The sequence below is a fragment of the Acinetobacter lwoffii genome (assembly GCF_024129355.1).
GTDB lineage: Bacteria > Pseudomonadota > Gammaproteobacteria > Pseudomonadales > Moraxellaceae > Acinetobacter > Acinetobacter lwoffii_I.
In genome coordinates, this window is the sequence record NZ_JAMXXP010000009.1 from 75116 (window position 1) to 95967 (window position 20852).

The 20852-nt window shown below is 41.2% G+C and carries 25 protein-coding genes and 1 pseudogene; 13 read left to right on the top strand and 13 right to left on the bottom strand.

The window, feature by feature from the left end; genetic code table 11:
• Positions 1-118 precede the first annotated feature (118 nt).
• From NI468_RS07040 to NI468_RS07050, 3 genes are all read right to left on the bottom strand, one after another.
• Positions 119-1150 carry a DUF932 domain-containing protein gene (locus NI468_RS07040; RefSeq protein WP_253100936.1) on the bottom strand — a complete coding sequence of 344 codons (1032 nt, stop codon included), beginning with the start codon at positions 1148-1150 and terminating at the stop codon, positions 119-121.
• Between the two features lie 22 nt (positions 1151-1172).
• Positions 1173-1451 (bottom strand): hypothetical protein, encoded by a 279-nt coding sequence (locus NI468_RS07045; protein ID WP_117006646.1) that lies wholly within the window; start codon positions 1449-1451, stop codon positions 1173-1175.
• A gap of 103 nt (positions 1452-1554) precedes the next feature.
• Positions 1555-2463 (bottom strand): YagK/YfjJ domain-containing protein, encoded by a 909-nt coding sequence (locus NI468_RS07050; RefSeq protein WP_253100939.1) that lies wholly within the window; start codon positions 2461-2463, stop codon positions 1555-1557.
• A gap of 463 nt (positions 2464-2926) precedes the next feature.
• Between NI468_RS07050 and NI468_RS07055 the strand changes: the two genes are divergently transcribed.
• Entirely contained in the window at positions 2927-3823 is an 897-nt protein-coding gene (locus NI468_RS07055) for a hypothetical protein (RefSeq protein WP_045795896.1), read from the top strand.
• 311 nt (positions 3824-4134) lie between these two features.
• Here the strand turns inward: NI468_RS07055 and NI468_RS07060 are convergent.
• Positions 4135-4266 (bottom strand): annotated as a pseudogene (locus NI468_RS07060) (tyrosine-type recombinase/integrase); the annotation flags it as partial.
• 41 nt (positions 4267-4307) lie between these two features.
• Positions 4308-5477, bottom strand: coding sequence for a hypothetical protein (locus NI468_RS07065; RefSeq protein ID WP_010115610.1), 1170 nt, complete (start codon positions 5475-5477; stop codon positions 4308-4310).
• 149 nt (positions 5478-5626) lie between these two features.
• On the opposite strand from NI468_RS07065, the gene NI468_RS07070 reads away from it, so the two are divergent.
• Positions 5627-5923 carry a pyocin activator PrtN family protein gene (locus NI468_RS07070; protein ID WP_029574588.1) on the top strand — a complete coding sequence of 99 codons (297 nt, stop codon included), beginning with the start codon at positions 5627-5629 and terminating at the stop codon, positions 5921-5923.
• Here the strand turns inward: NI468_RS07070 and NI468_RS07075 are convergent.
• Positions 5889-7025: a site-specific integrase gene (locus tag NI468_RS07075; RefSeq protein WP_010115612.1), complete on the bottom strand. Its 1137-nt coding sequence runs from the start codon at positions 7023-7025 to the stop codon at positions 5889-5891. The genes NI468_RS07070 and NI468_RS07075 overlap by 35 nt on opposite strands.
• A gap of 131 nt (positions 7026-7156) precedes the next feature.
• On the opposite strand from NI468_RS07075, the gene dusA reads away from it, so the two are divergent.
• Positions 7157-8182: a tRNA dihydrouridine(20/20a) synthase DusA gene (dusA, locus tag NI468_RS07080; protein ID WP_253100942.1), complete on the top strand. Its 1026-nt coding sequence runs from the start codon at positions 7157-7159 to the stop codon at positions 8180-8182.
• 50 nt (positions 8183-8232) lie between these two features.
• Here the strand turns inward: dusA and NI468_RS07085 are convergent, their stop codons facing one another.
• Both NI468_RS07085 and coaBC read right to left on the bottom strand, forming a co-directional pair.
• Positions 8233-8745, bottom strand: coding sequence for a hypothetical protein (locus tag NI468_RS07085; RefSeq protein WP_004281611.1), 513 nt, complete (start codon positions 8743-8745; stop codon positions 8233-8235).
• Positions 8746-8974: 229 nt separating this feature from the next.
• Positions 8975-10249 carry a bifunctional phosphopantothenoylcysteine decarboxylase/phosphopantothenate--cysteine ligase CoaBC gene (gene coaBC / locus NI468_RS07090; RefSeq protein ID WP_253100945.1) on the bottom strand — a complete coding sequence of 425 codons (1275 nt, stop codon included), beginning with the start codon at positions 10247-10249 and terminating at the stop codon, positions 8975-8977.
• Between the two features lie 113 nt (positions 10250-10362).
• On the opposite strand from coaBC, the gene radC reads away from it, so the two are divergent.
• Both radC and NI468_RS07100 read left to right on the top strand, forming a co-directional pair.
• Entirely contained in the window at positions 10363-11064 is a 702-nt protein-coding gene (gene radC, locus NI468_RS07095) for a RadC family protein (protein WP_253100948.1), read from the top strand.
• A 65-nt stretch (positions 11065-11129) separates the two neighbouring features.
• The gene (locus NI468_RS07100) at positions 11130-12041 is read left to right on the top strand and encodes a bestrophin family protein (protein WP_253100951.1); all 912 of its coding nucleotides are present in this window, start codon (positions 11130-11132) and stop codon (positions 12039-12041) included.
• A gap of 84 nt (positions 12042-12125) precedes the next feature.
• Here NI468_RS07100 and NI468_RS07105 read toward each other — a convergent pair whose 3' ends face one another.
• Entirely contained in the window at positions 12126-12977 is an 852-nt protein-coding gene (locus NI468_RS07105) for a PHP domain-containing protein (RefSeq protein ID WP_004645133.1), read from the bottom strand.
• Positions 12978-13021: 44 nt separating this feature from the next.
• Here NI468_RS07105 and NI468_RS07110 point away from each other — a divergent pair, with 44 nt between their 5' ends.
• The 4 genes from NI468_RS07110 to mnmC are packed head-to-tail and all read left to right on the top strand — an operon-like array spanning position 13022 to position 16417.
• Positions 13022-13633 carry a septation protein IspZ gene (locus tag NI468_RS07110; RefSeq protein WP_004645132.1) on the top strand — a complete coding sequence of 204 codons (612 nt, stop codon included), beginning with the start codon at positions 13022-13024 and terminating at the stop codon, positions 13631-13633.
• A 28-nt stretch (positions 13634-13661) separates the two neighbouring features.
• Complete coding sequence (locus NI468_RS07115) at positions 13662-13964, top strand: YciI family protein (protein WP_004281605.1); 303 nt, start codon at positions 13662-13664, stop codon at positions 13962-13964.
• A 5-nt stretch (positions 13965-13969) separates the two neighbouring features.
• Positions 13970-14479 carry an SH3 domain-containing protein gene (locus NI468_RS07120; RefSeq protein WP_004645131.1) on the top strand — a complete coding sequence of 170 codons (510 nt, stop codon included), beginning with the start codon at positions 13970-13972 and terminating at the stop codon, positions 14477-14479.
• 39 nt (positions 14480-14518) lie between these two features.
• Positions 14519-16417 carry a bifunctional tRNA (5-methylaminomethyl-2-thiouridine)(34)-methyltransferase MnmC2/FAD-dependent 5-carboxymethylaminomethyl-2-thiouridine(34) oxidoreductase MnmC1 gene (mnmC, locus tag NI468_RS07125; RefSeq protein ID WP_253100954.1) on the top strand — a complete coding sequence of 633 codons (1899 nt, stop codon included), beginning with the start codon at positions 14519-14521 and terminating at the stop codon, positions 16415-16417.
• Positions 16418-16591: 174 nt separating this feature from the next.
• On the opposite strand, the gene NI468_RS07130 is transcribed toward mnmC, so the two are convergent.
• Positions 16592-16906 (bottom strand): rhodanese-like domain-containing protein, encoded by a 315-nt coding sequence (locus tag NI468_RS07130; RefSeq protein ID WP_005101788.1) that lies wholly within the window; start codon positions 16904-16906, stop codon positions 16592-16594.
• A 91-nt stretch (positions 16907-16997) separates the two neighbouring features.
• Between NI468_RS07130 and NI468_RS07135 the strand changes: the two genes are divergently transcribed.
• Positions 16998-17486, top strand: a complete 489-nt coding sequence (locus NI468_RS07135; RefSeq protein ID WP_004281601.1) for a YajQ family cyclic di-GMP-binding protein — start codon at positions 16998-17000, stop codon at positions 17484-17486.
• A gap of 28 nt (positions 17487-17514) precedes the next feature.
• Entirely contained in the window at positions 17515-18018 is a 504-nt protein-coding gene (locus tag NI468_RS07140) for a DUF4442 domain-containing protein (protein WP_005098116.1), read from the top strand.
• 61 nt (positions 18019-18079) lie between these two features.
• Here NI468_RS07140 and NI468_RS07145 read toward each other — a convergent pair whose 3' ends face one another.
• From NI468_RS07145 to NI468_RS07155, 3 genes are read right to left on the bottom strand one after another with little or no spacing between them, the layout of a single operon-like run.
• Positions 18080-18520: an acyl-CoA thioesterase gene (locus tag NI468_RS07145; protein WP_276534280.1), complete on the bottom strand. Its 441-nt coding sequence runs from the start codon at positions 18518-18520 to the stop codon at positions 18080-18082.
• 5 nt (positions 18521-18525) lie between these two features.
• Positions 18526-18957 carry a thioredoxin TrxC gene (gene trxC, locus NI468_RS07150; protein WP_004281598.1) on the bottom strand — a complete coding sequence of 144 codons (432 nt, stop codon included), beginning with the start codon at positions 18955-18957 and terminating at the stop codon, positions 18526-18528.
• Positions 18958-19854, bottom strand: coding sequence for an alpha/beta hydrolase (locus NI468_RS07155; RefSeq protein ID WP_085064695.1), 897 nt, complete (start codon positions 19852-19854; stop codon positions 18958-18960).
• Positions 19855-19979: 125 nt separating this feature from the next.
• On the opposite strand from NI468_RS07155, the gene NI468_RS07160 reads away from it, so the two are divergent.
• Together NI468_RS07160 and NI468_RS07165 are read left to right on the top strand one after the other, a co-directional pair.
• The gene (locus NI468_RS07160) at positions 19980-20315 is read left to right on the top strand and encodes a protein tyrosine phosphatase family protein (protein ID WP_153566561.1); all 336 of its coding nucleotides are present in this window, start codon (positions 19980-19982) and stop codon (positions 20313-20315) included.
• Positions 20308-20730, top strand: coding sequence for a protein tyrosine phosphatase family protein (locus NI468_RS07165; protein ID WP_153566562.1), 423 nt, complete (start codon positions 20308-20310; stop codon positions 20728-20730). Before NI468_RS07160 ends, NI468_RS07165 begins: the two co-directional genes overlap by 8 nt.
• Positions 20731-20852: the final 122 nt, after the last annotated feature.

Here is a 20852-nt window from a genome sequence, read left to right on the forward strand (position 1 = left end):
CGACACAAGGTCGGGTATGGCGATTTGTTTGCTGTTTTAATTGAGAGGGGTTACATGAGTGCTCTGATGAGCATTTGTTTGGGGTGACTTGATTTCAACATAAGTGAGTTAGTTAATTTCACGCGATCAAAGCAAGTGCTTGCTCCAATCCTCGTTGTTTCACCCCCGCACCTGCACCAAACCAAGCTGAATCAAGACGGTGATCTGTACTCATAGCTCGTCGTTCATGATCCACAAATTCTGTAATCGAACACAGTAAGCCATAAGCCGTATCTTTAGCTGATGACAATTCAGCCCCACGACCTTGACCATTAAACATCTCTAAAGCTTTATTCATGGCACGACCATTCGGTTCAGGCTTTTTCTCCTGAGCTTGCTGTGCGACATTACGATAGAACTGAATAATGTTTTCTTCAGGATCGGAAATTGACATGGTGCTGTTGTTGAATACGGCATCAAAGTAAGCCTTCGCTTCCTGTTGACTGACTTTACGCTGTGTGAGTTGTTTCATCTCATACATGTGTTCATCCCATGCACGAACTGAAATACCCAATTGCTGTTTCACTTTCTCTGCATCAAACCTGGTACTATGCGGAACCTTCACCACACCTGCACTACTACTCTGTCCACGTAGAGCAATCGCCAAAGTGTTGTTACAGACCACCCGGATACTAGTGAATTGTGCTGTCGTTGCCAACGTGCCATCACATGCAGTAGCCAGCAAGATATAACCATTACTGACATCCTTAGACTTTAACGCGGTACTTTGCCCGGTACGTGCCAAAGCCCAGAACTTCTTCCCACCTTTCAAAACCCCTGCGGTTTCTAACTCAAAGCCAGATTGCTCTGTCAGATCCCGGTAGAACTCCAGAATCTCTTTAGGCTGAACTTCCTGATAACGCTGACTTACTACAGATAAAGGTGCATGGGTATCTGAACGATACAACACTCGCTGTTCTTCAAATGGCATGATAATGCTCTGACCACGCTCATTCTGTGCCATATAGCTGACGTTCGACGATTCAATCCGCCAGTCCATCCCGGCTTGCTGTGCCCAGACTTCCAGTGGTTGATTCGGACTCAGCTGATTACCGAGACCATGCCAAGGGGTTTCGCCCACATAGGCGATTTGTTCGATTTGATGTGCCATCGTTCTTATCTCCTATGATGATTCAACGAAAGTTTTGCTGACAGTGATTGCAATGGTAATACGTCAGCGTGATCGGCTTTTTCGGCTCATCAAACACACTACTAAATAGGCCACCAATGACTGCACCTGCAAGCCCGCCAAGCAGTGGTGATACAGGCAGTGGCAAACCCTTTGAAATGGATGCACCGATGGTAGCAAACGAAGCTGATGCTGCTAGACCCGTAGAATCAGAACCATTCACCTGCTGATTAACCACTTGAATAACCTGATCGGAAAAACAATAAGGACAATTTAAACTCATAATATATACCTCTAGAAATGACAAAAGCTCACCGATGGGCAAGCCTTGCAAAGTTAAAAAACTCGTTTTCATCTAGATAATGTATATCTGAGATTATTTTCATTTAGCGTCTATCATACTGCGCTCTTAACTGACCTTTACCAAATACTCTTCGTCCTTTTGGCTTTACACGTAAGTATTGAAGAGTACGTTTGTGATGATCAGCAATGTATTCCATTGCCTCAATGAAATTTGTCACTTGGATTGAATCACGACGATAAATCACACCGATCCCTAGCTTATTCTCTCTTCGAAGTTTCGCTACACGTTCACGGTTCCAGCAATTATAGCCTTGACCATAACCTCTAGTAATATCCCTCCATAGCTCAATAATTTCATTTCCCCAATATGCCGCGCTTCCATCACGATAGGCATTATCATAAATGATTGCTAAATGGCAATGAAAACCTTTACTTTTACCGCCTTGCTCCACTCCCCATATATACCCGATCACATGTTTAAATATGCCATCCTTATTCTGGATACGATTAAGCAGTATATCCAAATCATTATAAATATCTTCAACTCTGATGCGACTAGAATGTTCTTGTAAATAACCCAAGTCCACCCGAGCAACTAATATTCGGCTATATTTACCAATTATTGACTCACAATATTCCTGCACTTCAAGTTTATTTTCATCTTTCTGTTTTTCGATCATCTTATAATCTTTTTCAAAATCCTCAGATAAATCTAAAAACCACGCTCTCATCTCTCTATACCCAATTATCTTTAGCTCATCCATAAGATCAAAATAATCGGAATCTATTCTCTGTAAGTCATATCTCAGAATTACAAAGAATTTAAGATAACCTGTGTATTCCTCATCAGGATCATAAATATCATTAAAGTCTAATAACAGATTAGTAAGCTGTGAATAGAATTCATCCCATTCCCTACTTCTTCTTTTTAGACATTTTAAGAAGTTCTCAATATCAAGTGTAAGTTGTGCCTGATTAATTGAAGCTCTCATGTTTGAACCTATGTGTGTGATAGTTACATAAGAGATAGGGAATTCAGTATATATATACGTTTTACTTCTTAACAAGGTATTAACTAATAAACGATTAGATTAATAACCAAAGCTTAAAATAAACCAAATTATCAGTAAATCAAAATAAAATATAAAACCTCAAATACAATTTTCCCGTATTTCACAAAGATTTTTTAATACCCTACCCCTCATTAAAAGCTAGAATTAAGGAATAAAATTAATTTTAGACTATATCGTTTTATTACCTAATTTTAGTTATAAAAAAATTAAATTAAAAACTTATATTGCCTAAACATTTTTTATTTATAACACCCTTATTCCCTAGTAGAAAGCTTTTAAAAATATAGTGCAAAACAAGGGGAAATAGAGTGAAAAACTTAGTAGAAAGTATTGTTTTTATTACCTAAAGTATGACGTAAGCTTTTTTAAAATAGGATACAAAATGCGCAATTCTGAACTAGACAATCTTAAATCATATCTGACACAACTTAGAGATGAAGATCTTATCTGGGCACTGTTTGTCTATCATCGCCCAAATATTGATAACAATCGCAGAATACGGGAGAGTAACGATGCTATAGAAAAAGACATCGCAAAACTGAACAGCCTAGATAAACTCAGGAACATAAGTAAATTTATAATTGATGAAATGAATAATAGTAGTGATGATGATATCTATTATTTTTTACGTGATTTAAAGGATTTTCAATCTAGAATCACAATACATTCTTTTGACTTTAATAAAATTAAAGATAATCAAAGATTCTTACAATTTGCATGCAAAGTCTTGAATGAAAAAGAAGGAGATCGCTTAATTTTAGATATAAAAAATCTATACTTCCAGCTCCTTTATCTGGCTTATACAATCCCTTTTTATTATGAAAATTCTAGATCAATTGAAAATATATATTATCGATTTGACAAAATATACACAAAATTCAACAGTCATTTTAAATCATCATGCTCTGATTTTTTTGTATGGGCTAAAAAGTATATTAATGAAAACTCAGAATTTAGGAGATACAGAAGAGATGCATCACATGTATCTGAATATGAGACTTTAATTAACTCAATATTTGATATTATCTATTATGAAGATGAAAATATTCACTATGCTTTAAGAAAAAAATTATCTAACGCGTGGTATCAAAAAAAGCACCGTGAGGAGAAAAAGGTGAAAAAACCTCACTATTACGCATTAACTAAAAGAGCTAGAGAAGCGTTGCTTACATTAGCTTTCAAGAATGGTCTGACCGAAGAGCAAATGATCGAAAGACTCATCAATGAAACCTATGCCAAAGAATGCTGTTCAGTCGATGGAGAAAACCTATATTTGTAAAAATAATCTTTCCACCAGTCACACCCAATCTAGTCCATTATATAACTAAGATTGGGTTTGTGCGTGCAGACCTAATGAAAATAGGTATCTTAATAAAATTTTATTGATTTAAGCTCATATTCACTTTGCTTAAAGCACTTTTAAACGGCTTTGTTGCACAAAGATTTCATAACTATATGATTTAAAAAGTTTTGATTATTTTTTGATCCAAAGTTAAATTTATTTAAATCAGATACTTACATATTTATACAACAAAGCCTCGGTAGTGTAAAAATGCCCCCCTAACGGCATTTAAAAACTGACCCCCTTGGTTAATATTGCGCTCGGTTATATGCCGAGCGAATTCTATTCTTTGGCGCATGAGCAAGCTGGCGTTCAATGACATCTGAATTAAACTGATTCGAATCATTTACAACTGGACTGAATAGCGCTCTCAAATAGTGTTTGTTTATTCAACCTGTATAAATAAGCATGCTCTAATATTTTAAAGTTTAGCCTTAGCTGCTTGTAACTGCTTCTTAAAGAATGCATTAGAATTTGGATTATAGTAAAAATCATGAATGAACACTCTTTCATTCATTCCATACATTTTTTCTTCAACCAAGCATTCTACAGTTATACGTATAAGCGTGTAAATGTCATAGACACGATCGTAGCAGTCAAATATAGTTTTTTCAGACACAGAGAAACCAAAGTCAGCTAATTTTTTTCTTGCGAGCTTGGCACATGAGATATCCGAGTCCACAATATATTGAGGGGACTCTTTGAACAATGGTTTATCGAGATTATTACCTTTCTTAAGTATCAAATGCCATGCACCGATTAAGGCAATCCAATTAGCCGAACTATCTGAGAAAATGGGATTATGTCCTAATCGCTCTTCAATATTTATTAGAAACTTCTTCAGATCATTCTTAGTCTTTAGCTTATAAAATCCATCATATTCAATCCCCTTTAATGACTTGGCCTTCCCCCTAGCCTTAATGGCAGCTGCTACTTTTTCATAATCTTCCAAATCATTTAAGTTAACAATCTGATCTTCGGAATAATACTCTGCAATTAAGTTATTTTTAAAAATGTCAAACTCTAGAAATAACATCGCCCTATAGAAAAGTTTATTTAAAAAACTCTCATTGATGACTTTATTCTTTTTTTGATATTTAGCTAATGTTAAAAAATTAAAATCTAGAAATTTACTAAGCACCCCTATAGTTATATTATCGTACTCAAAATATAGAACTTGACTTACAATTTTAAAAGCAGCAGCACTAGTAATTGACTGGATTGGAATTTGGATTAATACTTCATCTAAATCTTGCTTATAATGTTCTATTTGAAAACCCAATAACTCTATTTGTTGAATTAGGTAGGCACGATATTTTTCTTGCATTTTAAAATAGATATCATCTTTAATTAATTCACCCTTTCCAAAAGTTAACTCAAAATCTACTCCTATTAATAACAAATGTTTGTAATGTTCCCTTATCAACGCGCCTTCAGACCTTCGATAAGCCAATAAATCAATAGCTGCTAATAACTGACTATATATACTTGACTTCTCTTCTGAGAAGCCCTGCATGGCTACAACATCATGAAAATATAAATAATCTAATAGTCTGACTGTGCTGTTTTGAAAATCGTTAAGTTTTGGCATAAGTGTGTATTCTTAAAAAAGTTCCCCTTATTTCAGAATTATTACCCATTTCATCTTATTTACAATTATTTCAGTTGATTTAGTTACCTAGACCTTAGCTCTATGTACTAAGAATTCGAAAAATTAACATTCTTTTAAAAGGTTCCCAAATGAGTACAGTAAAAATGAATTTATCAGACTATTTATTCATGCAATTTAAAACCATGACTCCCACTCTTGAACAAGTGGCAGCCATGTATTACCCCCATCTAAGTAAAGCAAAAATATTAGAAAAAGCGAGAAAAAAGGAATTTCCATTTATTTGCTACAAGATAGATGAAAGTCAAAAATCACCATACTTAGTTGATATTTTTGACTTAGCTTTTGTTTTAGACAAACGTTACAACGAACAAGCTAAAGAGTATGAAATTTTTACGAAGTCAGCTCTAACGAATTCTCAAAATTAAGGGTCTGTTTTCTTCGTTTAACCGATACATACCTTTCCAAACTCCCCCATGAATCGTGCAAACTAATTTGCTGTATCTGGGGGATAGTGAAACCTTGCTCAGCTAAACGGGTACACCCTTCATGTCTCAAATCATGGAATTTTAAATCATCTATTCCAAGCAACTTACAAGCTTTTCTAAATTCACCACCTATTGTTTTTGGACTAAGAGGTATCAGATATTCATCGCCATAGCCTCTTTTCAACATTCTAGCTCTAACTTCCTGCTCCGATAAAAGCTCAATAATTTTTTTACACTGAGGTAATACATTAAACTCCTTATGATTCCCTTTAGAGCCCGTTGGGTTTTTCAAATCACGTATTTTCCATGAGTTGTTATGCCTGTCAAAATCTATTAATTTCATTCGAGTGATTTCCGCTTCACGTCTACATGAGTAGATCGCAAACCAGATAATTAAATGCATTGGATAGCTATAGTTCGGATTACGCCATTTTTGTACAAAATATTTTGTAAGTGCCATCAGCTCATCATTGGTCGGGAGCCTATCTCTTTTCTGACTTGAAGAAATTTGGCGTGTTTTTCGTAATTGCGCTGTCGCTTTGTCAAAGGCATTTAGATCAATATCTATATCCCACATCACCGCTGCATGAGATAGCACCCCTCTAATATGTAACAACTCATGCTGGAGTGTACTAGATGCAACAGGGTCAAGTCCTAGATCTTCAATGCCCTTTTTGCGTAGGGCCACGTGTTCAGCAATATGAGTCGATTTAATTTTTGTGATAACATGCCGCGCGATTGGAAACTTCTGAATAAGTTTGAGTGAATATGTTTTAGTTCGTCCATACTCAGCTCCCACTTCCGCCAAATATTTCGAAATAGCGTTAGAAAGAGTTAGATCTATTACATCTTCTTGACCAAACAAAATTTCAGGATTTTCTTCTATTTCAGCTTCCCTTTTTGCTAACCAAATTGCTGCAACTTTCTTCGATCCAAATGTTTTACTTTCTTTATATATTGGTAAATCTTTTCGATTGATTCGAATTTCAGCACGATAGCGTATTGATCCATTGACTAACTTACGCTGCGTGATTGTACCCATTTTTACGCCTTATGATATTTTTACTTATTATGGCGTATTTATGGCGTAAATCAAATTTTAAAAAGAGCAAAAAAAGATGAAATAGATGCAAATAAATTCAACACAACACTGATTCAATAGGTTGATTTTCAATGAGTATTTTATCAAAACCAAGCAACACACAGAATCCTCGAATCAGTGTTGCACCGATGATGGATTGGACTACCAAAGACTATCGTTTCTTTGCACGTCTTTTTAACCCGAATGTGATTATGTACACCGAAATGGTTACTACGGGTGCAATCATTTACGGTGATGCCAAACGTCATTTGGACTTTAATACGGAAGAACAGCCAATCGTGTTGCAACTCGGTGGCTCAAATCCAAAAGATCTCGCCACTTGTACCAAGATGGCACAGGACTGGGGCTATAACGAAGTCAATTTAAATGTAGGCTGCCCAAGTGACCGGGTACAAAATAATAAAATTGGTGCCTGTCTGATGGCGGAGCCTGATCTAGTCGCAGAATGTATTGCTGAAATGCGTCATGCGGTGGATATTCCAGTGACCGTAAAACACCGGATCGGAATTGATGATATGCAATCTTATGAAGAGATGCTGCATTTTGTCGATACCGTGGCCAAAACCGGCTGCAATAATTTTATCGTGCATGCGCGGATTGCCTTATTAAAAGGTCTATCACCTAAAGAAAACCGCGACGTGCCACCCCTACGTTATGAAGATGTCTACCGTTTAAAACAGGATCGTCCTGATCTGCTCATCGAGATCAACGGCGGAATTAAAACCTATGCCGAAACGCTGGAACATCTCAAACATGTGGATGGGGTGATGATTGGCCGCGAAGCCTATCATAATCCTTACTTACTGGCTGAACTGGGCCAACTGTGGAATCTGGATGCACCAGACCGTTTTGACATCATGCAACAGATGCTACCTTATATTGCTCATCGCATCGCCGAAGGTGCACCTTTATCCATTATTACCCGTCATATTTTGGGACTATTCCAGAACTTGCCGGGTGCACGTAAATGGCGTCAGGCTTTAAGCGGTGGTAATGCCAAAACCTTGAAAGATGTAGAAACTGCACTCTTTAATATTCAGGAAGCGATGCAGCGTACCGAAGATTATGTTCGAGAACATCAACAAGTTGAATCCTAAACACAAAAAGCACCGATCATCGGTGCTTTTTTATAGAGATTGCGCATGAGTTATTGCGTATACGCCGTAATATTACCCACCGGAATCGGCTCTTCTTGATAAGAAACATCTTGTAATGCGGGTTCAGCCACTGGTGTGATCAGCGAGCCGGAGACATTCTGGTTTGGTTCATCTACAGGTTCCAGATCATCCAAGGCTGAGGCCAGTTGCTGTAATTCCCGATCCAGTTGCTGACGATATTTTTCAATTTCAATTTCATCAATAAAAGCAAAAGCATCATCTTCAATCGACCAACTATACCCCCCATCCACCTTAAAGACTTTTACATGAATGGGATATTCCTCACCCTGATAATTCAGATGAGAAATGGCCTGAAACTCATTCCCTTGACGCTGGACAATTTTGACTTTTTTTACGGTAAAACGATAATGTTGATAATCTCGATTGGAATTAAATTCACGTTGCATCTGCGTTTGAATATTTCTGGCCAGTTCATCCATCGAGACAAAATAACTGCATCCAGCCAGACAGGCGACCATCCATAACATCATGATTTTTTTCATAGCGCCCCCTCTTTTTTCTTTCCACTTCCTGCTTATAGTCGATATATGTAGTATTTTTATCTTTGCTTATTCTGTGACCCATTTTATGCTTTTTTGCAAAAACAATAAACAAACAGCGCTTCGATTAAGACTAAATATTTATGGTTTCTATAGTTTTTTTGAATTAATGATAAAAAATCAGCCATAAAAAAACCCTGATGGATTCAGGGTTTTTTCAATACAGATCGTTTTAAAAATCATCATCATTAGATGGATCACGATGCAAGGCATCATGAATGGCTTCGATCAACTGCTGGGCAATCTCCTGCTTGGAGGCTTTTTCCAGATCACGTTTATCCAACTGATAATGCTCGGCAAAGAATACCGTCATGGCATTTTCATCCGAAGCAAATCCGATATCTGCACGTGATACATCATTGCAGGCAATCATATCCAGCTTTTTCGCGACCAGCTTTCCGGCAGCATATTCTTCAATATTGCGGGTTTCTGCCGCAAAGCCGACCATAAATGGACGTTTTTCCTGCTGGGCAATGGTGGCAACAATATCCGGATTTTTCACCAAGGCTACATTCAGTTCATCACCAGCTTTCTTGATTTTATGCTCGGCTACTTCTGCCACACGATAATCGGCTACTGCAGCTGTCGCAATAAAGATATCGCAACCATTTTCCAGCATTTGCATGCTTTCATTCAGCATTTGCACGGCAGAAGAAACATTCTTACGTTTCACGCCATTTGGAGTGTCCAGACTGACCGGCCCTGCAATCAGGGTCACATTGGCTCCGGCTGCATAACAGGCTGCAGCCAGTGCAAAGCCCATTTTCCCGGTACTGTGATTGGAAATATAACGCACCGGATCAATCGCTTCGCGGGTCGGGCCTGCGGTAATCGTGACTTGTTTACCCGCAAGCAGGCCAAATTTTTCCGCAATCGCACGTTGAGCTTTGTGAAAATATTCAGTCACCTGTCGGGCTAAATCTTCCGGCTCAGGCATCCGGCCCAAACCTACATCACCACAAGCCTGTGATCCCGCGTCCGGCATGATCACATGCACACCATCTTCGATCAGTGTCGCAAGATTGCGCTGCGTTGCTTTCGCCGCCCACATTTGCTGGTTCATGGCAGGCGCCACCCAGACGGGTGCTTTCGTCGCCAGATATAAAGTACTTAAGAGATCATCAGCCAGACCTGCGGCAAATTTTGCCAAGGTATCACAGCTGGCCGGCGCTACCAGCAACAGATCTGCCCAACGTGCCAGCTCGATATGGCCCATGCCGGCTTCTGCTTCAGTATCCAGCAATTCGGTATGTACGGGATTGCCCGATAAGGCTTGAAAGGTTAAAGGTGTAATAAAAGCCTGTGCACCGTGAGTCATGACGACCCGCACATCAAATCCGGCATCTTTTAGACGGCGGACCAGAATTGCACTTTTATAGGCAGCAATACCGCCAGTGACGGCCAAAATGATATTTTTATGAGGAATTACACTTAGATCAAAGCTCACGAACAGATTACCTTGCTGTTGCAGTGGGGCTCACAATAGCATTAAATAATCGCATCCCCAAGAGATCAGCTTGCGGGAAAACTGATAATTCATAATAAATAAGTCTAATAACTATGCAATTTTCTATTAAAAACTGGCCGGAACAAGAACGGCCGCGAGAACGCTTAATTCAATATGGCGCAGAAAGTCTGTCCGATGCCGAGCTACTGGCTATTTTTCTACGCTCCGGTTCCCAGCAACATTCGGCAGTTGATCTGGCGCGTTTGCTGATTCAGCATTTTGGTCATTTGACTGCGTTGCTCGATGCACCTTTACCGGAAGTCAGCCAGTTTCATGGCATGGGCATCAGTAAATATACTCAACTGATGGCCGTCAAGGAACTCGGACGGCGTTACATAGCCGAGCACCTGAAACAGGATGCACTGGAACTTACCAATTCCAAGCGGCTGAGAGATTACTTACGTTTTGAACTGCTCGGTGAAACTCAGGAAGTGTTTGCCGTGCTGTGTCTGGATGCCAGTTTAAGAAAAATTGCCTTTAAAAAACTGTTTTATGGCTCCATCAATGCATGTGATATTTCCATTAATCAATTGCTACGTTATGCGATTACCCAACAGGCAACCTCAATTGTCATTGCACATAATCATCCGCTGGGCCGACCCTCTCCCTCCAAGGCTGACCTAGTGTTAACCCGTCAGATTCAACAGGCCTGCCAGCTAGTGGATATCCATCTGATTGACCATTGCATCATCGCCTTGGAAGGCAGCTTTTCCTTTGCTGAGCAGCAACTCATCAAACCGGAAATGCAGTATTGAATAGCACTTGACAAAGCAGGCACAACTCCACAAGATCATGAAAAAAATTGTGATGATTCCAATAAATGATCGTACGTGACCAGCCGACTGTTTTTAAACTGCTGTTTTCCTGGCGGGGGACGATTTTACCTAAAGTTTTGCCACCTTTAGGCGTAGTGATGCTGATGTCAGCCATCATCGGTGGCTTGTCACATATTGGCTATTTTCATTTTCCAGAATTACCCCTGGTCGGATTTACCCTGATTGGAGTGGTACTGTCTATTTTTCTTGGTTTTAAAAATACCGCCTGTTATGACCGCTGGTGGGAAGCGCGCAAACTTTGGGGAATTCTAATTGCCAATTCACGTCATTTTGACCGTGATTGCCGGATGCTGTCTCAAGGTCGCCGTGAGCGTGTGATTCAGCATGTGATTGTCTTTGCCAATGTACTCCGCGATCGCCTACGCCATCAAACAGCCAATCCGACTGAACTGGTTGAAACCAGCGGCATGAGCCAGCAGGCGGTGACCCAACTCTATCAGCAGGCCAATGCGCCGCAATATACCTTAAGCCTGATTCAATGGGAGTTAATGCAGGCGCTCAAAGAAGGTGAAATCTCCGACATCATCTATATGCAGATGAATAATCATGTAGCAGAACTAAGTATTGTCCAGACTGGTTGTGACCGGATTGCAACAACGCCTTTGCCTTTTGCCTATTCGGTCTTGCTCAACCGCACCGTCTATTTTTTCTGTTTTATTTTGCCTTTTAGTCTGGGTTCAACGCTTGGTCTGTTTACGCCTTTGCTGGTCGGAATTTTGGCCTATACCTTTTTGGGACTGGATGCTTTAAGTTCGGAAATTGAAGAGCCTTTTGGTACTCAAAGCAACGACTTGCCTCTGGACTCGATGGTGCGTACCATTGAAATTGAACTATTAGGAACGTTGGGTAAACCAACGCCACCACCGATTCAGGCCAAAGATCATAATTTGCTATAATTTATAATTCTTTCCTCGCCCTTTGCTATTAGTAGCGAAGGGAAAATCTTCTCTCAAATGAAAAAGATCGAGGTAAAGGAATGACTAAACAAAACTCTCCCAAATTCCGACCTGCCCCGGTTTAAGACTCGGGACATTACCGAGTTTAATCCAGGGCATATGATCGCCATGAAAATCACTGCCAATCGAAACTTTAAGATCATGTTCAGCAATCATTCGATCCACCATCTGCCGGGTGGAACTTGGCTCAATTGCCGGGGGTAGTTCCACCGCATCTCCACCGAACTTGGCAAAGATTTCAATCAGGTAGCGGATATTGGTCGCAGATAAATCATATTTGGTCGGATGTGCCAGCACGGCGAAGCCGCCACTTTCATGAATCACATGAATCGTGTCTTCAAGACTCAAGCCATCAAATTTGACATAGGCTTTCTTGCCTTCCTTAATATATTTATCAAAAGCCTGTTGTGCACGGTTCACAATCCCCTTTTCTACCAGCGTTTTGGCAATATGCGTCCGTGTCACCCGATCAGAGATATTGTCTACTTTGGCGAGCACATCAATATAAATATCCTCCCCAATTAAAGGAACCAGCAGATCACAAATCTGTTTAGAGCGTTCAGCCCGGATTTTCTTTTGCTGATTGAGGGCTTTTTGTAAAGGCTCAGGATTTTGCATATTTAGCGCGACGATATGCACGCCATAGTTTTTTTTGGTGGCAGGGCGTGACCATTGGCTGGATATTTCCACCCCAGAAATGATCTTAATCTCATGATTTTTAGCGGCTTCCTCAGCCAATGCCAAACCGTCCATGGTGTCATGGTCCGTCAGGGCCAAAGTATGGACGAGTTTTTCCACAGCCGCTTCGACCAATTGCTGAGGACTGAAAGTTCCATCAGAAATATTACTATGTGTATGTAAATCTACGCCGTGCATCTCTATACTATGACATTTATTTGATCAGATTTAGATACTCTAACATGAAAGCACTTTTAGACTTTGTGCCACTCATTATTTTCTTTTATTTATATAAAACTGTAGATCCAAAAGACACTGACCATCAATTGCTGCAATTGATCGGTTCTGCGGGGGGTGTCGACAATAATAATATTCTTGTTGCAACCACAGGTCTGATTATTTCCATGCTGGTCGTCTATGGTGCGTTATTTGTCATGCAAAAATTCCGTCTGGACAAGCAGCAATGGATTGTCTTGTTTATGACGGTGATTTTTGGTGGCATCACCCTGATCCTCAGCGATGATTTTTATATCCGTCTAAAAGCCGTGTTACTGAATCTGGTCTTTGCCGGGGTCTTTTTATTATCCCCTTGGTTTAGCAAGGATAAAAAGCCTCTGATCCAGCGGTTATTTGGTCCAGTATTCAATCTAAGCGAAAAAGGCTGGTTCAAGCTGAACTATGCTTGGGTTGCCATGTTCGTACTGATGTCATTTCTGCATACCTTTTTCGCCTATTTGTGGATGGATGGAAAATATTGGGGTGAATTTACCGCATTCGGTGACATGATCGTGATGTTTTCCTTTATCATTATTCAGTTTATTGTATTGCGCAAATACTTTAAGACCGCTGAATAAGTCCAACTACAAACGATTGAGAGTCATCATGCCATTATTCGTCGTTAGCTGTACCGATCGGGAAGGTACAGTTGAAAAACGCCTCGCGATTCGTCCACAACATCTTGCACGTCTGGAACAGTTAAATGCTGAAGGCCGCCTGATTGTTGCAGGTGCCATGCCTAAGGATCCAGCCAATCCACAGGCCGGTTTTTATGGCAGTACCATTATTGTCGACTTTGACAGTCGTGAAGCGCTGGATACATGGCTACAGGATGAACCTTTCTTAAAAGAAGGTGTGTACGAACACATCGATGTTAAACCATTCAATAAAGCATTCCCTCAAGGATAAGGTTCATGCGTGTTGTTACTGCCAGTATCATTGGCCTATGTTTTATGATTTCTCCAGTATGGGCAGTCGAAGTTGCGCCTGCTCCTGTGACTCAGGAAAATCAGACAGCACAACCTCAAGGGACAGCGGTGACTTCCCAAACCCAGTCTACGCCGAAACCTGCCATTATTCCTGCCGTAGCATCTTCTGCCCAGCCGGTGCCACCTGCCGAGAATAAGCCATTAACTGCAGAAGAAATCGCCAAGCTCAAAGCCCAGCAAGATGCCAAGGTGAAAGCTTTGGTCAAAGATCAGGCCACCCGTTTGCAGCAACTGGAAAAAGCCAATCTGGAAGCACTATCGCAAAATCAAGAATTACAGCTCAAGAATGATAATCTTGGGGTGCAGGTACAGGTGCTGCAAAGTGAACGCAGTGCGCAGATGTTCCTCTACGGCGCTGCAACATTGGCAGTAGGTGTGCTGCTGGGCTTTCTGATCGCGAGCTATGTTTATACCAAACGTCGTCGTCAATGGTAAGCTATAGCCCTTCCCGATATCTTTAAGGTTGTACCCGTTTTGTCGCATGCAATTCAAACTGCCGATCTGGATTGGCAATTGGTGGATGGCATTGATGTGCCTGTGTCCAAGCAATTTGGTGATGTGTATTTTTCCAAAGACAATGGCTTGCTGGAAACCCGGCATGTCTTTTTAAATGGCAATGATCTCAGTACGCGTTTGGCAGATTTAAAACCTTTTGAATATTTCTGTGTCGGTGAAACGGGTTTTGGTACTGGTTTAAATATTCTGGCCCTGTGGCAGCTCTGGCAACAGGTGCGTCCGGACAATCACAGTCATCTGCATGCCATTTCAGTTGAAAAATTTCCTCTTTCCAAAGCTGATCTGATTCGAGCCTTAAATGCCTGGCCAGAACTCAAGCCTTTAGCCGATCAACTCATCTCTCAATATCCGATGCCAATTTCCGGCTGTCATCGTCTCAGTTTTCCTGAAAAACGATTCAGTCTGGATCTATGGCTGGGTGATGCACATGATGTTTTCCCGATGATTGAAAAAACTGCACCGGTAAACGCCTGGTTTCTGGATGGCTTTGCGCCTTCCTGTAATCCGGACATGTGGGAAGAAAATGTTTTAAATAATATTGTACGTTTATCCGAGATTGGGACAACTTTTGCCTCTTTCAGTGTCGCTGGCGTTTTAAAACGTGGCTTAAAAAATCATGGGATTTCAATTTCCCGTCCACGTGGTTTTAAGCATAAGCGTGAAATGCTGAAAGCGATCTGGAATCCCGCTGAAGAGACTGAAAGTTCATTAATACAAGAAATCACTCAAAAAAAAACTGAGCAAGATACAGAGTCCAATATCAGACCTCGCCAAATCGCTGTGATTGGCGCTGGAATCGCGGGTTTAAGTAGCGCATGGGCATTCGCTCAACGTGGTCATCAGGTTACGATTTACGACCAGTCAGCGCCACTCTCCGGAGGTTCTGGCAATCCACTGGCCTTGCTCAATCCCAAACTTTGTCCGGTTGAGCAAAGTGCTGAACATCTGATGACATTGGCTTGGCAACATGCCTTAAATCATTATCAGAAATTTAAAGCTTTCCGCCCAATTCAGGTCAATCAACTCGCCTTAAAAAATCCTGAACAGCTTTTAGGATTGGCAGATGAATATCCTGAAGAAATTCTGGCTGTACAAGATACAGAAGATCAGGAGATGCAAACTGCATTTCTAAGTTTAAAACTGTTAGAAGCTGGTGCGGTTTCACCGCATCAGTTACGTGATGAAATTTTGCAGCATGCTAATATTCAATACGAGCAGGCTAAAATTAGCCATATTGAAGCTGCTACAAAACCTCAGCTATTTTCAGATAAACAGGATCTGGGTGAATTTGATCATGTGATTGTCTGTACTGCGCGAGAAACAGCACAATTCTTTGCAGATTATCCAGTGTTGAAACCGATTCGCGGACAGGTGAGCTGGATGAATAATCAAGCCCAGCCTTTAAGTCAAAATATTGCCTATAGCTACGGCGGTTATTGTATGCAACTGGATGCTGAACATTTGATCTTGGGTGCTTCTTTTTATCCAGGTCGGGATGATATCGAGGTGTTAGCAGAAGACCATGTGCATAACTACGAACTGATCCACAGCGTATTCCCAGAATATGCAGCAACCCTGCCTGATGTCGCGACCTGGCAAGGTCGGGCTTCGGTTCGTGCGCAAAGTCAGGATTATTTCCCCCTGCTCGGTAAAATGAAAGCCGATGAGGAAATTTACAGCTTTGCCGGTCTAGGCTCCAAAGGCTTTTTATTTGCACCCTTGTGTAGTGAAATTCTGGCTGCCCAGATTCTCGGCGAAGCCTGTCCGGTACCATCAAGTTTAATAAAAAAACTCAGTGTGACCCGTTTTCAAAAGAAAGTTAAAACGAAGAAACCGTATTTTAAGCTACAAATTTAATTACTATTTTGAATGAATCCCCCTAAATCCCCCTTTAAAAAAGGGGGGACTTTTCTCTACTTTTATGAATAAATAGAATAGATGTAGCTCCTCCCTTTAGAAAAGGGAGGTTGGGAGGCATTAAATCTCACCCATTAAAAAAGCGCCTTGCGGCGCTTTTTTTTGACAGAATGCTTATACACCCTGTTCAAGCGGTAAGCCTGCATCACGGGCAGCACGAGTACCACCCATCAGAATGACATATTCACGTGAGCTGTCAAAACCCTCTAGTTTTTCCGCAGCACGTGGAGCTTTACTGCCCCCACCACACAAGATGTAAATGGGTTGATCCGCTGACACCTGAGTTAGGCTTTCTGCTGAAAGATCGTTAATGGGCTGATTCACCGCCCCTTTCACGTGTGCTTCAGCAAAAGCACTTGAATCGCGTACATCCCAGATAATTGCATTTTCTGGGAACTCAAATGTTGTAATTTCTTGTTTACGGATCATTGCGCACTCCTTTGATGTAAACAACACTTGGCAAATGAAGAAAACATCCCTAGCATCTCAGATATTCTTTCCCTTTGTAAAGGTCTAAACTATGCCTTCTTTCGATATTGTTTCTGAATTAGAAATTTTTGAAGTAAATCATGCAGTTCAAAACACCCAAAAAGAAATTGCGACCCGCTTCGATTTCCGTGGTCAGGACGTTTCTATTGAACTGAATGAAAAAAACAAGGAAATCAAAATCTCGACTGAAAGCGATTTCCAGTGTGAACAAGTTTATAGCATGCTGGAAAGTCATTTCTTTAAACGCAAAGTCGATATTCAGGCGCTTGATCCACAAAAAATGACGGCTTCTGGCAAAAATGTGATTCAGGTGATCAAGCTTAAAGATGGTCTTGACTCAGATACCGCAAAAAAAATTAATAAAGCCATTAAAGAAAGTGGGATTAAGGCGCAATCTTCTATTCAGGGCGACAAGATTCGTGTGACTGATAAAAAACGCGATACCTTGCAGCAAGTAATGGCATTCTTGAAAGAACAGCAATTTGGTTTGCCTTTACAGTTCAATAACTTTAAAGATTAAGACCGTTCTGTGTCTTGAAGAAGGAATTATGACGCATCGCAATCGACTGACCAAACTGGTAAAAGCTACTTCCAGACTACCTCAAGCTATTCGTAGTACTTTATTGAGTAAAACCTTTGGCCGGATTATTCCCATGGTAGGTTCTGCCAAGATTCGCTATGTAGAACTCAGTGGGGAAAAAGTGGTGGTCACAATCGCCAACCATAAAGCCATGCAAAACCATATTGGTCAGGTACATGCCTGCGCCATGGCCTTAGTGGCAGAAACTGCAACCGGCTTTGTGACGGCAATGAATGTGCCGGATACCGCGATTGTATTAATCAAAAGCTTGAAGATTGATTTTAAACGTCCGACCAAAGGCGCCATGACTGCAGTCGCTACCTTGACGCCGGAGCAACAAGCACTCATGCAAAGCTCCGATAAAGGCGAAACATTGGTTCAGGTCACGGTCACGGATGAATCCGGAGAAACGCCGATTCAATGTGAAATGCTCTGGGCCTGGATTGCCAAAGATCAGCTCAAGCAATCATAATTTCTTCTTTTAGACAAAAAAAATCCCAGATATTAAATCTGGGATTTTTTATTTCAAGTCATCATTGTGCTGATTGCGACTCTAAAAGCTTCTGTTTCGCTTCTTCCGGAATCAGACGCTTGTTACCTTTGACATCTACAGCAACAAAGGTAAACACACCTTCAGTCACCCGAATTGGTGGGCGTGAATCATCATGACTGTCCCAAACCTCAATTTCCATCTGGATAGATGTTTTTCCAACTTTGAGAATTTTGGTATAACAACTAATCACGTCCCCGACTTTCACCGGTACCAGAAAAGTCATCTGGTTAATTGAAATCGTGGCACAACGCCCCTTTGAAAATCGTTCTGCGTGAATCGCGCCTGCTAAGTCCATTTGTGAAACGATCCAGCCACCAAAGACATCACCACTCCAGTTGGTATCTGCAGGCATTGCGATCGTCTGTAGGGAAAGAATCCCCTCTGGTCTTACTTGAGAATCTGACACTTTCACTCCAGGCATTTGAATTAGGGTTGGGTATTTAACTGCTGATCAAGCCATTTTTGCAGCTCGCTTGACCGTAATGCACCGCTTATTCTAGCAATTTCGTTGCTTTTATTCATCAACACCAGTGTCGGAATACTGCGAACATTAAATGCAGAACTTAAGCGCGGATTCGCTTCTGTATCAATTTTTGCAAAAACCACATTTGGATATTGTTTTGCGACAGTTGCAAAATGCGGTGCCATCATTTTACAGGGACCACACCATTCTGCCCAGAGATCAATCAGGATTGGCAAGTCACTATGCGTGACAAACTGGCTAAAATTCTGTTCATTCAGCTCAATTGGTACCAGTGGAATCAGGGCTTGATGACATTGACCACAAGCAGGGTTGGCAGTGAGTTTATCTTCAGGGACACGGTTTTTGGCCAGACATTCCGGACATACAATAATCATCTAGCGCACTCCAATATGTTGATGTAAGAATTCTAATTGGGTCGAAACTGCTTTTTCAAACCATTCCCCATGATAAATATCAAAATGCCGGATATTCCACTCATGATATTGCACAAATGGTGCAATATTGGTCGCAGTTTCCCGACTGGATTCAATTGGAATCAGACTATCCAGTTTTGCCGCAATAAATAGGACTGGAATGTTAATCTTTCTGACTTCCTGAATCGGTCGATAGCGCATCAGTTTAAAGAATGCCCGTGCAGGAATGTGACCACTCCAGTAATAATCCGGATTGACAATCGACAGATAACCTTCATAACTGTCCTGCGTCGGCATAAAACAGAGTTCATGCGGATCAACCACAGGCAAGGTCTTCGGTGCCATACCGACCTTGGCCCCCATATAGTCCTGACTGGAGACTTTAAGCGCCTTGGGGAGTTGCTGTAAAGGATATAGTTGGGCACTTTCAGCCCCATCGACAAAAGGCACCTGTACCATCGCCGCCTGAATATTTTTCAGTTCCGCTGCAAGCGTCAATACATGCCCACCACTTAAGGCCGTTCCCCAGAGCACGATCCGTTTACTGTCAATCGATTTGCGTTCCTGAATATGTCTGATCATGGTTCGCCAGTCATCGAGCTGGGCATTGATCGACACCAGTTCACGCGGACGCCCAGTGCTGCCGCCCCAATAGCGATAATCAAATAACACCACCGCATAGCCGGCACTGGCAAAACGCTGGGCATATTGCACCAGTTTAAATTGACGTAAGGCAGCCAGACCATGTGCCATCAAAATTACGGCGGGTTTTTCTATATTTTTAGGCCGATAAAAATCTGCAGCAATCACTTCCTGACCGCTTTTGACATACAGTGGTTCAACTGTATAAGCCTGCATACGCGCTCCATTGCGTTATCTTATGGTTATCATCATTTATAAAAATTTCAGAACAGGTTCAGCATGTTTTCAGCTTAATGCTATCATAAAGCATATCGATATAAATGAAATGATGGAGTGGCGTCATGAGCGAAAATGTAGGTTTTGCAGGTCAAATTGGTCCGGAACACGTAATCCAAGTGGTTGAGAAAGGCTTTAAATCGATTATCAACAACCGTCCGGACATGGAAGGTGGTGCTGAGCAGCCAACCAGTGCACAAATCGAGGAAGCTGCACGCAATGCCGGTCTGGATTATGTATTCCAGCCAGTAGTAGCCGGTCAGATTACTGAGCTTGATGTACGCACTTTTGCCAATCATTACAATGAATTGCCAAAACCTATCCTGATGTTCTGTCGTACTGGAAACCGCTCGAATAATTTATATCAGCTGGCAAAACAGATGGACCTGCTGGATGACTAAGTCGTTTTGGAAAGGTGTGTTACTAGCAACCTGTTTTAGCTGTATTACACCTGTTTTTGCTGCAAATGACCTTAGCCGTGCGCTGACCTCTACGGTGAGTGTCACGGGGCAAATGACACCAAGCAAGTTCCAGCAATTGATTCAGCAAGGTTTTAAATCTGTAATTGTAAACCGCCCTGATCAGGAGACTGGTAATAATGTCACGGTGAGTCAACTACGCTCCATTGCGGAGAAATCTCAAGTGAGTGTGATTTATCAGCCTGTAGTGAGTGGCCAAATTTCTCAAGCCAATATTGAGGAATTTGCGCGATATTATAATGAGCTGCCTAAACCGATTTTGATGGTTTGCCGAAGTGGTACACGTTCAGCAGCTTTGTTCAATCAGGCGAAATCTCAAGGATTGATTCATGAATAAAATTTTGGTCGTGTTATGTCTAAGCTTGAACTTTTTCGGTTGTAGTTCAATGAATTTGAAGCCGACTGTGGGTGTGAGTGTAGGGACGTCGATTTAAGTTTTTAAATTTCAACCCCCATAAA

Excerpts from the sequence above, each read along its gene's own strand:
- NI468_RS07160 (WP_153566561.1), top strand. The coding sequence starts at position 19,980 with ATGAGCGAAAATGTAGGTTTTGCAGGTCAAATTGGTCCGGAACACGTA.
- NI468_RS07055 (WP_045795896.1), top strand. The coding sequence starts at position 2,927 with ATGCGCAATTCTGAACTAGACAATCTTAAATCATATCTGACACAACTT.
- NI468_RS07045 (WP_117006646.1), bottom strand. The coding sequence starts at position 1,451 with ATGAGTTTAAATTGTCCTTATTGTTTTTCCGATCAGGTTATTCAAGTG.
- NI468_RS07065 (WP_010115610.1), bottom strand. The coding sequence starts at position 5,477 with ATGCCAAAACTTAACGATTTTCAAAACAGCACAGTCAGACTATTAGAT.
- NI468_RS07040 (WP_253100936.1), bottom strand. The coding sequence starts at position 1,150 with ATGGCACATCAAATCGAACAAATCGCCTATGTGGGCGAAACCCCTTGG.
- trxC (WP_004281598.1), bottom strand. The coding sequence starts at position 18,957 with ATGATTATTGTATGTCCGGAATGTCTGGCCAAAAACCGTGTCCCTGAA.
- NI468_RS07100 (WP_253100951.1), top strand. The coding sequence starts at position 11,130 with ATGATCGTACGTGACCAGCCGACTGTTTTTAAACTGCTGTTTTCCTGG.
- NI468_RS07120 (WP_004645131.1), top strand. The coding sequence starts at position 13,970 with ATGCGTGTTGTTACTGCCAGTATCATTGGCCTATGTTTTATGATTTCT.
- NI468_RS07105 (WP_004645133.1), bottom strand. The coding sequence starts at position 12,977 with ATGCACGGCGTAGATTTACATACACATAGTAATATTTCTGATGGAACT.
- NI468_RS07145 (WP_276534280.1), bottom strand. The coding sequence starts at position 18,520 with ATGCCTGGAGTGAAAGTGTCAGATTCTCAAGTAAGACCAGAGGGGATT.
- dusA (WP_253100942.1), top strand. The coding sequence starts at position 7,157 with ATGAGTATTTTATCAAAACCAAGCAACACACAGAATCCTCGAATCAGT.
- NI468_RS07165 (WP_153566562.1), top strand. The coding sequence starts at position 20,308 with ATGACTAAGTCGTTTTGGAAAGGTGTGTTACTAGCAACCTGTTTTAGC.
- NI468_RS07115 (WP_004281605.1), top strand. The coding sequence starts at position 13,662 with ATGCCATTATTCGTCGTTAGCTGTACCGATCGGGAAGGTACAGTTGAA.
- NI468_RS07070 (WP_029574588.1), top strand. The coding sequence starts at position 5,627 with ATGAGTACAGTAAAAATGAATTTATCAGACTATTTATTCATGCAATTT.
- NI468_RS07085 (WP_004281611.1), bottom strand. The coding sequence starts at position 8,745 with ATGAAAAAAATCATGATGTTATGGATGGTCGCCTGTCTGGCTGGATGC.
- NI468_RS07155 (WP_085064695.1), bottom strand. The coding sequence starts at position 19,854 with ATGCAGGCTTATACAGTTGAACCACTGTATGTCAAAAGCGGTCAGGAA.
- NI468_RS07140 (WP_005098116.1), top strand. The coding sequence starts at position 17,515 with ATGACGCATCGCAATCGACTGACCAAACTGGTAAAAGCTACTTCCAGA.
- NI468_RS07110 (WP_004645132.1), top strand. The coding sequence starts at position 13,022 with ATGAAAGCACTTTTAGACTTTGTGCCACTCATTATTTTCTTTTATTTA.
- radC (WP_253100948.1), top strand. The coding sequence starts at position 10,363 with ATGCAATTTTCTATTAAAAACTGGCCGGAACAAGAACGGCCGCGAGAA.
- NI468_RS07135 (WP_004281601.1), top strand. The coding sequence starts at position 16,998 with ATGCCTTCTTTCGATATTGTTTCTGAATTAGAAATTTTTGAAGTAAAT.
- NI468_RS07050 (WP_253100939.1), bottom strand. The coding sequence starts at position 2,463 with ATGAGAGCTTCAATTAATCAGGCACAACTTACACTTGATATTGAGAAC.
- NI468_RS07130 (WP_005101788.1), bottom strand. The coding sequence starts at position 16,906 with ATGATCCGTAAACAAGAAATTACAACATTTGAGTTCCCAGAAAATGCA.
- NI468_RS07075 (WP_010115612.1), bottom strand. The coding sequence starts at position 7,025 with ATGGGTACAATCACGCAGCGTAAGTTAGTCAATGGATCAATACGCTAT.